The 14177-nt window shown below is 70.2% G+C and carries 10 protein-coding genes and 1 pseudogene; 6 read left to right on the top strand and 5 right to left on the bottom strand.

Annotated elements, in window-relative coordinates:
* Positions 1-112: 112 nt before the first annotated feature.
* Positions 113-733 (bottom strand): class I SAM-dependent methyltransferase, encoded by a 621-nt coding sequence (locus WMF42_RS26995; protein WP_061608827.1) that lies wholly within the window; start codon positions 731-733, stop codon positions 113-115.
* Positions 734-1041: 308 nt separating this feature from the next.
* On the opposite strand from WMF42_RS26995, the gene WMF42_RS26990 reads away from it, so the two are divergent.
* The 3 genes and pseudogenes from WMF42_RS26990 to WMF42_RS26980 all read left to right on the top strand — a co-directional run.
* Positions 1042-1458, top strand: coding sequence for a DoxX family protein (locus tag WMF42_RS26990; protein ID WP_199693718.1), 417 nt, complete (start codon positions 1042-1044; stop codon positions 1456-1458).
* 66 nt (positions 1459-1524) lie between these two features.
* Positions 1525-2763, top strand: a complete 1239-nt coding sequence (locus WMF42_RS26985) for an SGNH/GDSL hydrolase family protein (RefSeq protein ID WP_061608829.1) — start codon at positions 1525-1527, stop codon at positions 2761-2763.
* Positions 2764-2904: pseudogene (locus WMF42_RS26980) on the top strand (short-chain dehydrogenase/reductase); the annotation flags it as partial. It lies immediately after the preceding gene.
* A 126-nt stretch (positions 2905-3030) separates the two neighbouring features.
* Here the strand turns inward: WMF42_RS26980 and WMF42_RS26975 are convergent.
* Positions 3031-3765 carry an SDR family oxidoreductase gene (locus tag WMF42_RS26975; protein ID WP_061605684.1) on the bottom strand — a complete coding sequence of 245 codons (735 nt, stop codon included), beginning with the start codon at positions 3763-3765 and terminating at the stop codon, positions 3031-3033.
* A gap of 70 nt (positions 3766-3835) precedes the next feature.
* On the opposite strand from WMF42_RS26975, the gene WMF42_RS26970 reads away from it, so the two are divergent.
* Both WMF42_RS26970 and WMF42_RS26965 read left to right on the top strand, forming a co-directional pair.
* Positions 3836-4762, top strand: a complete 927-nt coding sequence (locus tag WMF42_RS26970) for an AraC family transcriptional regulator (RefSeq protein ID WP_437685644.1) — start codon at positions 3836-3838, stop codon at positions 4760-4762.
* Positions 4763-4969: 207 nt separating this feature from the next.
* A complete protein-coding gene (locus WMF42_RS26965) occupies positions 4970-5869 on the top strand; it encodes a hypothetical protein (protein WP_437685642.1) in 900 nt (299 codons plus the stop codon).
* Between the two features lie 14 nt (positions 5870-5883).
* Here WMF42_RS26965 and WMF42_RS26960 read toward each other — a convergent pair whose 3' ends face one another.
* Positions 5884-6522, bottom strand: coding sequence for a YdeI/OmpD-associated family protein (locus WMF42_RS26960; RefSeq protein WP_061605687.1), 639 nt, complete (start codon positions 6520-6522; stop codon positions 5884-5886).
* A 164-nt stretch (positions 6523-6686) separates the two neighbouring features.
* The gene (locus WMF42_RS26955; RefSeq protein ID WP_437685640.1) at positions 6687-9773 is read right to left on the bottom strand and encodes a hypothetical protein; all 3087 of its coding nucleotides are present in this window, start codon (positions 9771-9773) and stop codon (positions 6687-6689) included.
* A gap of 776 nt (positions 9774-10549) precedes the next feature.
* Between WMF42_RS26955 and WMF42_RS26950 the strand changes: the two genes are divergently transcribed.
* Positions 10550-12112: an endo-1,4-beta-xylanase gene (locus WMF42_RS26950; RefSeq protein ID WP_081426103.1), complete on the top strand. Its 1563-nt coding sequence runs from the start codon at positions 10550-10552 to the stop codon at positions 12110-12112.
* Positions 12113-12356: 244 nt separating this feature from the next.
* Here WMF42_RS26950 and WMF42_RS26945 read toward each other — a convergent pair whose 3' ends face one another.
* Positions 12357-14102, bottom strand: a complete 1746-nt coding sequence (locus WMF42_RS26945; RefSeq protein WP_437685638.1) for a hypothetical protein — start codon at positions 14100-14102, stop codon at positions 12357-12359.
* Between the last annotated feature and the right edge of the window lie 75 nt (positions 14103-14177).

Raw genomic sequence — 14177 nt, 5'->3', positions numbered from 1 at the left:
GCGGATCTCCGCGGCGTTCAAACGGGCATCACGACGGGATCTGCGGCCCTCGTCGACACCCCCGGCGAGCGCGCGGCGCCGCGCGGAGCGGCCCGGCGCGCAGCGCGGAGGCTCACGCCGTCCTGCACACCACGTTGATGAACGGGAACGTGCTGCCGCCCGGTGTCGCTTCGTCGATCTCGGAGAGCTCAATCTCGCCGTGCGGACCGAGCTCCCGCCGGATCGACTCGGCGTCGTAGAAGAACATCTTCATGCCCGGGTGGACCTCGTACCAGTCGTCTCCGAGCTTTGGCCCCCGACCGAACATCGGAGCTTGCTTCGATATGACGGTGAAGATCATCGCTCCGCCCTTCCGGAGCTGGCGATGGCAGTCCTGGAGGAACTTCGCCCGCGCGGGAGGGGCGAGGAGGTAGAGGAGCCCGTACGAGAAGACGCCGTCGTACATTCGATCGTCGTACGGCATGTCGGTCACGGAGCCGTGGTGGATCGGGATATCGAGGCCCATCTGCGTTCGCGCGAGATCGATCGCCGTCCCGGAGATCTCGATCCCCGTCACCGACATCCCGTGCTCGAGGAACGGCTTCGCGTTCCGGCCGTAGCCGAGGCCCGGAACGAGGATCTCCTTCGCGCCCGACCGCGCGAAGTGGTCCCGCGCGAAGACCGCCGATCGGCTCGGCTCGGGCCCCCACATCATCTGCTTGTCCGCGAACACGCTCTCCCAGAGCTCGGTCATCTCCGGCACCTCTATCCCCCTGCATAGCGCTGCGCTCCGGCGCATGCGAGGGCGTGGCTTTCGCTCCGATGGGCGTGGTTTTCGAGGCATCGTGAAGGCGGACCAGCCTGATGGCTGGAGAATGTATTTTGAAATACACTAGGCAAGTATTTCTACGTTCGAGGCCCCGGCGTGCGCCACGCCGGGGCGCGAAAAAAAATGTCTCGCTCTGTCGATCCCGCCGGCTGTCGTTCGTCGCCCCGGTGAAGCCAGGGTCGTCAATCGGGTCGATGACCCCGGGAGCCCGGCTTCGTAAAGGAGACACGACAATGCAATCCATGACTGCGACCGCGAGCGTGACCCTGGCTGCCCCCACGTCCAGGCGCTGGCGCCTCGCGAACATCGCCCTCTGGGCGCTGCAGATCCTCCTCTCGGCCGCCTTCATTTTCGGGGGCGTCAACAAGCTCCTCGGGCTCCAGCAGGAGATGGTCGACAACTTCGCCAGGATCGGGCTCGGCGTGTGGTTTCAGTACTTCGTGGGCGTCCTCGAGCTCGTCGGCGGCATCGGCCTCTTGATCCCGCGGGTGTGCAGCCGCGCCGCGCTCCTGCTCGCAGGCGTCATGGGAGGCGCGGTCCTCACGCACCTCTTCGTGCTCCCTCCCTTGTATCTCGCGTCGATCCCGGGCGTGCTCGGCGTCGTGTTCGGGCTCGTCGCGTGGGCCCGCCGAGGCGGCCGGGCCGCGTAGCGCATGGCGCGGGCAAGAGCCGCAGCCCGAGGTGGATGACCTGCTTGTGCATGGAGGAGGTGCGTGATGATCGATCTGGAATTGACCCGTCCGGCGACCCTGGGAGCGTTTGTGCTGGCCCTCGCCGCCGCCGGCTGCGGCGGGGACGACGAGGTGCCCGTCGCGAGCTGGACAGCCGCGTGGGGGACGACGATGCAGGGGGCGGATTCGCCGTTCCCCGACACGACGCCGCGTAGCTTCAGCGACGAGACCTTGCGCCAGAGGCTCGTCGTCACCGCCTCCGGCGATCGGCTCCGGCTGCGGCTTTCGAACCTCTTCGGGACCGAGCCCCTGGAGCTCGCCGAGATCCGCGTGGCGAAAGAGGCCTCGCCCTTCGTCTCGGCGCCGGGCACCGACAGGCGAGTCCAGTTCTCCGGCCAGCCGAGCGCGTCGGTCCCGCCGGCCAGCGAGGCGGTGAGCGACGGCGTGGATCTCGCGGTGGGCCCGGGCGACCGCCTCATCGTGAGCATTCACAGCGCGGCGACGTCGGAGCCTGCGACGTGGCACCCGTTCTCCTTCACGACGCACGCGGTCGCCAGGGGAAACCAGGCGGCGAGCGAGGCCTTGACGTCACCCACCAACATCACGTCCACGTACTGGCTCGCGGGCGTCGACGTCGAGTCCACGGAGCCCCGGAAGGTCGTCGTCGCGTTCGGCGACTCGATCACGGACGGCTCGACATCGACGATCGACGCCGACAGGCGCTACTCGGACCGGCTCTTCGCGCGGCTCCAGGCGGATCCGGAGACGCGGAGGGTCGCTGTCGTCAACCAGGGCCTCGGCGGGAACAGGCTGCTCCGGGACAACATCGGCCCGAGCGCCGCATCGCGCTTCGAGCGCGACGTGCTGGGGACGCCGGGCGTGACGCATGCCATTGTCTTGATCGGGATCAACGACATCGGGATGCCCGGTTTTCTGGGGTCCGCCGAGAAGGTGACTGGCGCCGAGATGATCGACGGGCTCAAGTCGCTCGCCGACAAGGCGAGAGCGAGGGGGGTCAAGGCGTTCGTCGGCACGCTCCTGCCGTTCGAGGAAGCGTTCCCGCCCTACTATACGCTCGAGGGGGAGGCCATACGCCAGGAGGTCAACGCGTGGATCCGCGGCAACACCTCCTACGACGGGGTCATCGATTTCGAGGCCGCCGTGCGCGACCCGGAGCAGCCCGCCAGGATCCTCGCCTCGTTCGACAGCGGCGATCACCTGCACCCCAACGACGCCGGCCACGAGGCGATGGCGAACGCCGTGCCCCTCTCGATCTTCAAGTAGCTCGCCCGCGCGAAGAACCCGCCGCTCCGTCTCCCGCTCGGCACCGACGCCATCGCTGCGATCGAGGCGAAGAACGCGCTCGTGACGCAGGAGCTCGCCGCGTGGCGCGCCGTCTCGGCGTCGACGGACTTTCCGACATGAGGCTCGCGCGCCCGCGCGGTGCTGCCCGTTCGCGGGGTCGCGGGCGGCTGGTTCGCCCTGCCGCCGGCTGGCGCGGCGTGAGGCCTCCGGTGTGACGCACGTTGCGCCGCCGCTGCGTTCTGGGGTTCAGCCCTGCGCCGTAGGCCATACAACGACGCTGCCGACGTCGACCTCGGGCGGCTGCTCGATCGCGAAGGCAATGGCGCGGGCGATCGCGTCCGCCGGGATCGCGATGGCATCGGCGGTCGACCGGATCGCGCTCCGCGTTGCCTCGTCGGTGATCGTGTCCGTGAAGTCCGTCGCGATCATGCCGGGGGAGATCTCGGTGACGCGCAGGTTCGGCCCGGACTCCTGGCGCAGCGCCTCGGTGATCGTGCGGACCGCGTTCTTGGTGGCGCCGTAGACGCCCATGGTGGGCACGACCTTGAGGCCCGCGACGGAGATGACATTGACGATGTGGCCGCTCTTCTGCCGACCGAAGACGGGCAGCGCGGCGGCAATGCCGTAAAGAACGCCCTTGAGGTTCACGTCGATCATGGCGTCCCAATCATCGACGTGCAGCGCGTCGAAGCGCGAGATCGGGGCGATGCCAGCGTTGTTGACGAGGACGTCGAGCCGTCCAAACCGGTCGCAGGCGAAGTCCACCAGCGCCTGAAGGTCTGCTCGCCTTGTGACGTCGGTGATTCGATGAACCGCACGCCCCCCGGCCGCCTCGATCTCTCCCGCGACCGCCGCGATCTCCGCTTCGCGTCGGGCGCCGATGACGATCCGCGCGCCGCGCGAGGCCAGAAGAATCGCTGTGGCCCGGCCGATCCCTCTGCCGCCGCCCGTGATCGCGACGACCTTGCCCTCGATGGTCATGGGATGCCTCCTGGGTTGTGTTCGAACAAGGCTAGTCGGGCGAGGCCGGTCGTTCCATGATTGTTCGGCCATGATTTTGTCGCGATCGTCCAGAGGGACGCTGGATCCCCTTTCCGATGTGCTGTCGGCCCTGGGCGTGCGCAGCGTCAGGTCCACGCGGTTCGAGGCGTCGGGCGACTGGGCGCTCGCCTTTCCCGGCAAGGCGAGGCTGAAGTTCGTCGCCCTCCTGCGCGGGCGGTGCTGGATGCTCCTGCCCGACCACCCGCCGGAGGCGCTGACAGAGGGCGACGTGTTCCTGATCGGCGATACTCCCTATACGGTGGCGAGCGACCCTGCGATCGCGCCGGTGGACGGCGCGCCGTTCTACGCGCAGCCGGGCCATGACGTCTTGCGCCTGGGCGACGGCCTCCAGACAGGCCTTCTGGGCGGGAGCGTCGACTTCGCCGAGGGCGATGCGGCCTTCCTCCTGGAGGCGCTGCCCGCGTCCCTCCGGGTCGATCGGGGCTCGCCCGGGGCGGGAGCCGTCGCGCGGACGTTGGCGTGCCTGGACGCGGAGGTGGGCGAGGACCGGCCGGGGGCCCCGCTCATCACCGACCGCCTGGCGGAAATCCTCCTGGTCGAGGCGATCCGCGCCTATATCGCGGTGGGGGCCGAGGATCGCGTCGGCTGGATCGGCGCCCTGGCAGACCGGCAGGTCGGCGCGGCGCTCCGGCTCATGCATGGCGAGGTGGCCGAGCCCTGGACAGTGGCCAGGCTGGCGGCGCGCGTCGGCATGTCGCGCTCCGCCTTCTCGGCCCGCTTCGCGGCGCGCGTTGGCCGGCCGCCGCTCGATTATCTCACGCAGTGGCGCATGGTGCTGGCGCGACGATTGCTAAGTGTACGTAAGGGGCGGGACCCCATCGCGAGCGTGGCGGCCGAGGTCGGCTACAGCTCGCAGAGCGCCTTCGCCCATGCGTTCAAGCGCACGTTCGGAGTTCCGCCGCGGAGCGTTGCTTGAGGGGCGCGCTGCTACATGCGAGCACACAACCGGAGAGGTTGGCGGTGCTCCGGGCGTGCGACACGAGGGACCGCGTCGCGTGCGAGCCGCCAGCCCAGGGGAACGCCACGTCGATGTCTGTCTGCTCGGGGTAATTGAAGGTCACGGTCTTCACGCCCCGACCGGGCCGGCCCCGATCCAGATAAGATCCGACCGAGGAGGTTCTTCATGCGCACGCATCGACCTGTCTTGCTCGCGACGTTCCTGTCGGCCGTCGCCGTCGCGATGTTCGCCGTGCCCGGATGCGGTGACGACGAGCCACCGGCGAGCAGCGGAGGCCCGGAGCCGACAGGCAGCGATTTCATCCCCATGTATGCGAAGGCCCTCTGCGACCGCACGTTCACCTGCTGCGACGCGGCGACCCGGGCCGCGCATGGCCTGGACGCGAGCTCCGCCGACGCGTGCGCCTCGTCGCTCGAGGCGATCCTCGTCGCCGTCACCGGCGGAGGCGAGGTGAACGGCACCTTCGTCCCGGCAAAGGCGGCGGCGTGCCTCGCCGAGGTGGATGCGGCCCCCTGCGCCGAGCTTCAGATCGTGGGCGTGCTTCTGGGGGTGGACGCCGAGTTCGCGCCCTCGTGCCTCGGCGCGTGGGACGGCTCCGTGCCCGAAGGCGGGACGTGCGGCTCGGACTGGGACTGCGGCCGGGACCGCTGCGTGCGCACCATCGACGCGAGCGGGCAGACGACGTCGGCGTGCAAGGCGAGGGCGACGGCCGGAGAGCCATGCGCGTCGGCGTTCGACTGCGACGAGGCGCTCCGGTGCGACCAGCCCTCGCCGCCCGACGCGGGGACGTGCGCGCCACGGCTCGCCGCGGGCGACGCGTGCGAGGGGAGCCTCGCATGCCAGGAGGGGCTTCGCTGCGGCGAGGACGGCGCGTGCCAGGCACGCGAGCAGGCGGGCGGGCCGTGCGCGTCGGACCTGGACTGCGCGGCCGGCACGACGTGCGACGGCGCCACGTGCGCGCCGCTCGGCGCCGCCGGCGCGCCCTGCTCCTCCGATTCGGACTGCGCGTCCTCCGCGTGCGCCGACGCGACGGGCACCTGCGCCGACGTCTGCAAGGGCAGCTGATCGGCCCGTCTCGCCTACTCTGTCGCGGGCCGGGCCGCCTTTGACGGCCTGCCGCGCTCCGGCACGAGGGTCTCACCGCGCGCCAGCATCTCCACCAGCGCAGCGATCTTCCTCGCGCGACCCGCGGGCGTCTTCATGTTGTTCGTGCGGAACGTCAGCGCGAACAGGTTCTGGCGCCCCAGCGTCTGGAACGTCTCACGCGCTCGTGGGTCCGCCTCGATCGCGGCGCGGAGGTCGTCGGGGATGCTGGCCTCGGTCGCGCTGCGGATCGGCGCGTACGCCGCATCCCAGCGACCATCGGCCCTTGCCGCGTCCACGTGCCGCTGCCCGTGGGGCGTCATGCGCCCCGCGGCGGTCAATCGGGCGATGTGGTCGCGGTTGATCTGGCTCCAGACGCTCCTCGCCTTGCGCGGCGTGAGCCGCTGCAAGAACGAGGATTCATCCAGGGCTTTTCGAATCCCGTCGATCCATCCCCAGCAGAGGGCCACGTCGAGCGCTTGCGCGTAGGTCACCGTCGCTACGCCGGAGCCCTTCTTGTAGATCCGGAGCCACAGCTCCGTCTCCCGCGCGTGGTTTGCGGCCAGCCACGCTTCGAACGTGGCCTCGTCAGGGAAGCTCTTGATCTTCTTCTTGTCGGGGACGATCGGCGCCATCCGGTCTGCCTCGCAGCGCGGCCATCCTACAGCGAACCGGCCGAGACGTCAGCGCCCGGATCGTCGAAGGCCGACCCGCCCTGGTCCCACGGCCGCCGCCGCACCGGGGTGCGCCCGAGCTCGGCGCGCTTCACCTCGCCATGGCGCCCTTCCCCCCATGGGGTTCAGGGATTGAACGTCGCGACGAAGATGTCGGAGCCGCCGGCGTGGGAGATGGGGCCGGTCCCGAAGTCGACCGCCGCGCTCGCAGCCCCTGTGAGGGCGATCACGCCGCTCGGCGAGATCGTGATGCCATGCGCGCTGGCGCCGAAGCCGAGGGCCCAGAGCTCGGCGCCGCTCGGGTCGAGCTTGGCGAGCCCGCCTCCGGCGACGACGATGTTACCAGCGGAATCGAGCGCGAGCGCGTCGCCGAAGGGGATCGCGTCGCTGAACACGTGGGCACCCGCGGCGTCCAGCTTGAGGAGCACGGGGCCGGCGGGCAGCACGCCGCCGCCGAGATCGACGGTCCCGTCCGTGATGCCGGCCACGAGGACCTCGTCAGCCTCATCGACGGCCACCGACCATGCCGCCTTCCCGGCGCCGCCGGGGGGGATCGACGGATCCGGCGCGAACGTGCGGCTCCAGAGCAAGGCGCCGGTCGGGTCGCGCTTGCTGACCGTGAGATTCCCTGCGGCGGACTCCGGTGCTGTCACGGTCAGCGCGTTGCCGGCGCTGTCGATCGCGAGATCGGCGTTGTAGAGCGGGTGGTCGTACTCGTCGGGAGGGGGCGTGATCTTGTGGTTCCAGAGGACATCGCCGCCAGGGCTCAGCTTCAACAGGTAGGCACCGTCCGTCGAGACGTTGACGAAGACCAGGTAGGTGTTGCCGAGCGCATCGACGGCGATCCGCTCGGGATAGCTCAAGATTTCGATCAGCCTTTCCGGCGGGGCGATGGGGGCTTGACTCCAGATGGAGTTGCCATCGCGGTCGAGCTTGGTCACGAAGGCTACTGTATCAAAGGCCGAGTAGGGGGGCAGGCACTGGTTCAACACCATGGCGCCGCTCGGCGAGTAGGTGCCGGCGAGCACGAGGTCGCCGTTGCCGTCGACGGCCATGACGAGCGGGCGGCCGCTGGGCAGGCGCTCGCTCCAGAGCGGCGCGCCCGATGGATCGAGCTTGAGCAGGAAGTGGCTGCTGATCGGGGAGGTCAGAGGGCCCGCGCCGAAGTCGACGGTTCCCGTGAAGGTGCCGGTGACATAGTAGTTGCCTGCAGCGTCGCTCGCGATGTTCAGGCCCTCGTCGGCGCCGGTGCTGCCGAACCCGCGCGCCCACGACAGCATGGGGCAATGGGGGTCGCCGTCGCAGTTCTCGTCCTCCGGCGTGGAGCAGAGCTCCTCGGCAGGCGTCACCTCGCCCACGCAGGCGCCGAAGCCAAGGCCGTTGGGGCGGCAGGTCTGCGTCCCCGCAGCGCAGGGTCCGACGCCCCTGGTCCCGGCAGGGCCGGAGTAGCACGCGATGACCGAGCCCGGCACGCACGTCTCGGACGGGTCTCCGCCGCCGCCGCCGCTGCCGCCGCTGCCTCCTCCCTCGCCGCTGTCGCCGCTCGCCGGCGGGTTGAATGTGGCAGCATAGATATCCCAGCCTTCTGTATACTCGATCGGGCCGGTCCCGAAGTCCACAGGGCCGCTCACGACGCCGGTGACGGCGACAGCGCCGTTCGGGGAGATGGCCATGTCCGCTACAAAGGCCGCGAAGTCGCGCGTCCAGAGCTCGGTGCCGCTCGGGTCGAGCATCGTGAGCCCACCCCCGCCGAGGAAGATGTTGTCCGCCGGGTCGACCGCGATGCTGCCTGTGTGGAGGACGGGCAGGGTGAACACTTCCTCGCCGTCCTGATCCAGCTTGATGAGAGCTCCCTCGGCCAACACGAGGATCTCGCCCGCCGAGTTGACCGCCACCTTGCCACGGAAGTCGTGGTCGTCCAATCTCCGGGACCAGAGCAAATCTCCGTCCGGAGAGAGCTTTGAGACGTACGTGTAGAGGACAGTGTAGTCGCCGTCGATGCCCGCTTTGTCCACTGTCACCACGTTGCCGGCGCTGTCGAGCGCGAGGTTCATGTGGAAGCTCGGGCTGCCCGGGGTGCTACGCCTCCAGAGGACATTGCCCATCGCGTCCAGCTTCACCACCGCTGTCACGTCCTCCAACCCGATGGCGAGGTACACGTCGTCGAGAGCATCGGTGGCCATCTTCGTCGCCCAGGTAGCATACGGAAAGTAGAAGCTGAATCCATCGCTCCAGATGTGATTGCCGTCGGGGTCGAGCTTGGCCATGAATTGCGCGGAACGATCGGGCGGAGCCGGCAGGGCGCACCCGCCGAAGCCGAGGTCCATGCCAATGCCAGAGAAGTCGCCCTCGTAGGTGCCGGCGATCAGGACGTTGCCGTTTCCGTCGATGGCCAGGGCATCTCCTGTCTCGGGGAAGGGGGTGCCGAAGCGCTTGCTCCAGAGCGGCGCGCCCGAGGGGTCGAGCTTGAGAAGGAAGATGTCGCTGTCGCCGGCGCTGGTCAGAGGGCCGGTGCCGAAGTCGACCGTTCCTTCGAAGGCGCCGAAGATGTAGTAATTCCCCATGGCGTCGACGGCGATTGTCGATGTGGGAAGGGTGGGCTCGATGCCGAACCCGCGCGCCCAGGCGGCAGGTTGCGGGCAATGGGGGTCGCCGTCGCAGCTCTCGTCCTGCGGCGTGGCGCAGACCTCCGCAGCAGGGGTGATCTCACCCGTGCAGGGCCCGTAGCCGAAGCCGTCGGGACGACAGGTCTGCGTCCCGGCCGTGCAGCGCCCGACGCCGTTGGTCCCCTCGGGGCCGGAGTAGCACGCGACGATGGCTCCCGGCGCGCATGTCGCCGGCGAGCCGCCGCTCCCGGTCGAGGTGCTCTCGTCGCCTCCGCCGTGGCCTGCGGAGCCGCCGCTGCCCGTGGCAGCGGAGCCGCCGCCGCCGTGGCCTGCGGAGCCGCCGCCGCCGTGGCCTGCGGAGCCGCCGCCGCCGTGGCCTGCGGAGCCGCCGCCGCCGTGGCCTGCGGAGCCGCCGCTGCCGTCTCCTGTGGTTTCGGAGCTGGACCCGCCGCCGCCCGCGGCGCCGCCGCTGCTGCTGCTGCTGCTGCTGCCGGGCGTGCTCGGACCGCATTCGTTCGTGGGGCCGAAGGCGGCGAGGAGCAGGGCGGCGGAGGCACGCCGGTGAAGCCTGGAACGCGAACCGATGGACTCCAACGTTCTTGCCATGCCGCTCTGATGCTCGAGGCAGACGCCGCATTCATGCCGCGAGCGAGCGACGACGCGCGTCCGGGGGCGAGGGATGAGGAGACGACGCAGCCGCAGCGCCGTCTCCCGCGCGTGATTCGCGGCCACGCCACGCCTCGAACGCGACCTCGGCAAGGAGGCTCTTGATCTTCTTCTTGTCAGGAACGATGGGCGCCAACCGGTCCGCCGCGCAACGCGCCCATCCGACGCCGAGCCAGCAGACGCCAGCGCGGCGGTCGCCGAGCGCCTACCCACCCGACCCGCCGCCCCTGTCCCGCCGCGTCCGCCGCCGCACCGGAGGACAAGGTGCGATTCACGCCGCAGATCTGCTGCCGTGTCGCCCAGCGAGAGGCGGCCCCAGGGTCGAAAGCTTCAGGGATGTTTCTTCTCGGTGTGGCGGGCGGCAGATCAGAATTGACATTCAATATGTGAGCGTTCACAGTAATGCCTCATTCTTCGGCTTTGCCCTGCGTGAGTCGTCATGAGCACCGGGACCTCCGTCGGCTGGATCGAATTCTTCACCGACTCTGTTCGTTTGGTCGTCGCGGACACCTGCGACGGCGCGGCCCGGAGCGCACAGGACGAACTTATCCGCTCTGCACGCAAATTGAGCGAGCTTCATCCGCAGCGGCAATTGCCAGTGCGGCGGCCCCTCGGGAGCCTTTAGCGCGCGGCGAGCAGCCTTGACGGACGCGGGGGGCAGCGTCGAGCAGTAGAAAGATCCGCGTTTTACTTACTTAATCAACGAGGAGAACACGATGAGATTTGGAACGAAGCATGCCTTGCTTGCGGCGGCGACGGGTATCCTCGCCGCGTCGTGCGTCATCGGCCCCGAGGAGGCGTACGACGCCGAGACCGAGGAGGGGGGGTCGCTCGAGGGCGCCATCTCGATCGATGCGAACGCGACCTACACGATCGTCAACGCGCAGAGCGGAAACTGCGTCGAGGTGGCTGGAGGCAGCACCGCCGACGGAGCGGCCTTGCAGATCGCCGGCTGCAACAATTCGACGCGGCAACAGTTCCGCGTGGAGTCGGCAGGCGGCGGCTACTACCGCATCCGCAACGTCGCCAGCAACCGTTGCATGGACGTCGCGGGCGCCTCCACCAGCGACGGCGCCCGCATCCAGCAATACTCCTGCTGGAGCGGAACGAACCAGCAGTGGTCGCTCACGGACGTCTCCGGCGGCGTGCGCCTCACGGCGCGCCACAGCGGCAAGTCCCTGGACAGCTACGGCACTGGCCTCCAGCAGTGGAGCTGGGCGAACGGCGCAAACCAGAAGTTCTCGCTCCGGGCCGTGGGGGGCGGAACGAGCAGCAGCTCCAGCAGCTCTAGCACCTCCAGCAGCTCCAGCAGCGCCAGCAGCTCCAGCAGCTCGGGCACGGGCGGCTCCGGCGGCGCGGGCGGCGGTGGCGGCGCCGGCGGCTCCGGCGGCTCCGGCGGTGGTGGCGGCGGCGCCACAGGCGCGAAGTTCGTGGGCAACATCACGACCAGCGGCGCCGTGCGCGACGGCTTCTCGAGGTACTGGAACCAGATCACGCCCGAGAACGAGGGCAAGTGGGACGCCGTCGAGCGGACCCGTGGGAACAAGAACTGGGCAGCGCTCGACCGGATCTACAATTACGCGAAGTCGAACAACGTCATCTTCAAGCAGCACGTGTTCGTCTGGGGTGCCCAGCAGCCGAGCTGGCTCGCGGGCCTCTCCGGGTCGGAGCAGCAGGCGGCCGTGAAGGACTGGATGCGGTCGTTCTGCGCGCGCTACCCGGACACGAAGTACATCGACGTGGTCAACGAGCCGCCGCCCCACACAACGCCTTCGTACAAGAACGGCATCGGCGGCGACGGCGCCAGCGGCTGGGACTGGATCGTCAACTCCTTCAAGTGGGCGCGCGAGTACTGCCCGAACGCGGTCCTGATCCTCAACGACTACAACAACATCGAGTACGAGAACGATCACCAGAACTTCATGAGGATCGCGCGGGCGGTGATCAACGCAGGTGCCCCGGTCGACGCCCTCGGCGCGCAGGCCCACGACGCCTACAAGATCAACACCAACACAGTGAAGGGGTACATCGACAAGCTCGCCTCGCTGGGCAAGCCCGTCTACATCACCGAGTACGACATCGGCATCGCGGACGACAACCAGCAGAAGCGGGTGATGGAGGAGCAGTTCCAGATGTTCTGGAACCACCCGGCCGTCCCCGGCATCACCCTCTGGGGCTACATCGTCGGCGCCACGTGGCGGGACAACACGGGTATCCAGCACTCGAACGGGACCATGCGGCCGGCCATGAGCTGGCTCATGAACTTCCTCGGCCGGTAACGGTCGGGCGGAGCGGCCGCTGCACAGCGCAGCGCGCCGAGCGCTCGAGGTAACGACGCGGCAGAGGGCGCAGAGCGCATCGACGACCGATGCCCCTGCGCCCTCGTCGCGTACATGCGCCAGGGGCGCGTCCAGGCCACACACCCACAGCGGCAGCCGCCGAGGGCGCCTCACCGCCGCTGCCCCCGGCGCCGCCACCCGCCCGTCATCTGCCGATCAGGGCCTCCCGGGGAAGCCGGAAACCCTACATGCCCATCGGGCCCGGCTCGTGGCGGACGAGGACCTCGCCGCCGACAGGCGGGAGGGGGAGGGCGCGGAGGCCGCCGTCCTTCCAGTGCAGGAAGGCGAGAGACGGGTCTTCGAGGTCGCGATCGAAGGTGACGGCGAAGCGGGTCGGCTGACCCGCGTCGTCGGCGAGGACGCGGACCGACCAGGCGCCGAGCGGGACGACGTCGCCCGCGCGGAGGGGGTGGCGCCTGGCGCGGACGACGCTCTCGAAGGCGCCGTCGAGGAGGCGGCCCTCGACCGTGATGTCGAGGGTGCGGGCGTCGACGCGGCGGACGCGGTGGTCGTGGCCCGCCATGCTGAGGAGATCGACGGTCGCGGGCGGGGGGTCGAACGCTATCTGGAGCCCGGAACCGAGGTACATGCCGACGAGCGGATCCGAGAGCCCGATGCCGAGGACGCGCATGCCCTCGCGTCGCGGGATCTCGGCGCGGGCGAGGACGTCGAGCGCGGTCCTCGAGGTGAGCGTGAGGTGGAGGACGCCGAAGAGGAAGACCGGCGCGGCGAGCACGACGTGGAGGAGGCCGAAGAGGGCGACGCCGGCGCGCGCGGGGGCCGCGGCGAGGGCGCGCTCGTCCGGGGCGCGGCCGGCGTGGAGGAGGACCGTGGCGAGCGCGGCCACGATGCCGAGGTTGGGGAGGAAGAGCACGCGATCGCCGGGGATGCCCGCGGCGCCGGGGAGGAGCGCGAGCGCGGCGCCCACCAGCAGCCAGCGGAGGGTGCGCGCGTGCTCGGGCGCGATGCGCCGCAGCGCGCGGCGGAGGAGCAAGGAGAAGGCGAGGAGCGCGAGCACGCCCAGGGTCGCGAGGACGCGCGCCGCGCGGGGGTCGATGGCCGAGACCTCCGAGGGGACGCCGAGCAGCGCGGCCTCGGCGAAGACGGCGAGGCGCACGGGGAGCGCGGGCAGGAAGGTCGACGCCTCGGCGATGGGGTCGAGGTAGCCGCCGGAGCCGTAGGCGCCGAAGTGGAGCGCCTTGTAGGTGATCGCGTAGACGAGCGCGAGCGCGACCCAGGGGGCGAAGGCGCGGGCGCGGCGGGCAAGCGGCTCGTCGCGGCCGACGAGCTCGTAGGCGAAGACGTAGGCGAGGACGCCGAGCGCGGCCTCGCCGGCGAGGAGCGCGATCGCGGCGCAGGCGAGGGCGCCGACAGCGGCGCGGCGGTCGCCGCGCTCGCGGGCGCGGAGGTGCAGGGCGATCGCGCTGAAGCCGAGCGCGCCGACGATGGCGACGTGGCGCGACGAGGGCCAGCCGGCGGCCATCCAGTGGGCGGGGGAGATCGCGAACATCAGGGCCGCGGCGGCGGCCGTTCGCTCGGGGAGGAGGCGCCGGAAGAGGAGCGCCGCGGCGAGCACGGCGGCCGCGTACCAGGCCATCGAGTGCACGTGGTAGAGCAGCGGGTCGCGGCCGGCGAGCGCGTGGTCGAGCGCGAGCAGGCCGCTCGAGAGCGGGCGGAAGAACGAGAGGCGGAGCTCGGGCAGGGTCCACCAGGGGAAGGTGCCGCCGCCGAAGAGCTGGGCGCGCTGCTCCGCCGAGCCGTTCGCGAAGGTGTAGAGATGAAAGGGGCCCGGCACCGGCGAGGGCATCGTGCCCTCGAGGCGGAGGACCATCATCTGGTCGTCCGTGTAGAGCTGGGCGAAGAGGGAGGGGAGCGGGAGGAGGAGCGCGAGCGCCAACGCGATCCAGAGGGCGCGCGGGAAGCGGAGCATGGCGCCATCATGAGGCGCGCGCGGGCGAGGTGAAGGAGAATCCGCTCGGGCTCACGCGCCCGCGCCGTCGCTCAT

The sequence above is a fragment of the Sorangium sp. So ce176 genome (genome assembly GCF_051519835.1).
Taxonomy (GTDB): domain Bacteria; phylum Myxococcota_A; class Polyangia; order Polyangiales; family Polyangiaceae; genus Sorangium; species Sorangium cellulosum_G.
Note: the sequence above shows the minus strand (reverse complement) of the source record. Positions and strands in the feature narration are given on the sequence as shown.

Coding starts and splice junctions, on each gene's coding strand:
- WMF42_RS26995 (WP_061608827.1), bottom strand. CDS start 733: ATGACCGAGCTCTGGGAGAGCGTGTTCGCGGACAAGCAGATGATGTGG.
- WMF42_RS26990 (WP_199693718.1), top strand. CDS start 1,042: ATGCAATCCATGACTGCGACCGCGAGCGTGACCCTGGCTGCCCCCACG.
- WMF42_RS26985 (WP_061608829.1), top strand. CDS start 1,525: ATGATCGATCTGGAATTGACCCGTCCGGCGACCCTGGGAGCGTTTGTG.
- WMF42_RS26975 (WP_061605684.1), bottom strand. CDS start 3,765: ATGACCATCGAGGGCAAGGTCGTCGCGATCACGGGCGGCGGCAGAGGG.
- WMF42_RS26970 (WP_437685644.1), top strand. CDS start 3,836: ATGATTTTGTCGCGATCGTCCAGAGGGACGCTGGATCCCCTTTCCGAT.
- WMF42_RS26965 (WP_437685642.1), top strand. CDS start 4,970: ATGCGCACGCATCGACCTGTCTTGCTCGCGACGTTCCTGTCGGCCGTC.
- WMF42_RS26960 (WP_061605687.1), bottom strand. CDS start 6,522: ATGGCGCCGATCGTCCCCGACAAGAAGAAGATCAAGAGCTTCCCTGAC.
- WMF42_RS26955 (WP_437685640.1), bottom strand. CDS start 9,773: ATGGCAAGAACGTTGGAGTCCATCGGTTCGCGTTCCAGGCTTCACCGG.
- WMF42_RS26950 (WP_081426103.1), top strand. CDS start 10,550: ATGAGATTTGGAACGAAGCATGCCTTGCTTGCGGCGGCGACGGGTATC.
- WMF42_RS26945 (WP_437685638.1), bottom strand. CDS start 14,102: ATGCTCCGCTTCCCGCGCGCCCTCTGGATCGCGTTGGCGCTCGCGCTC.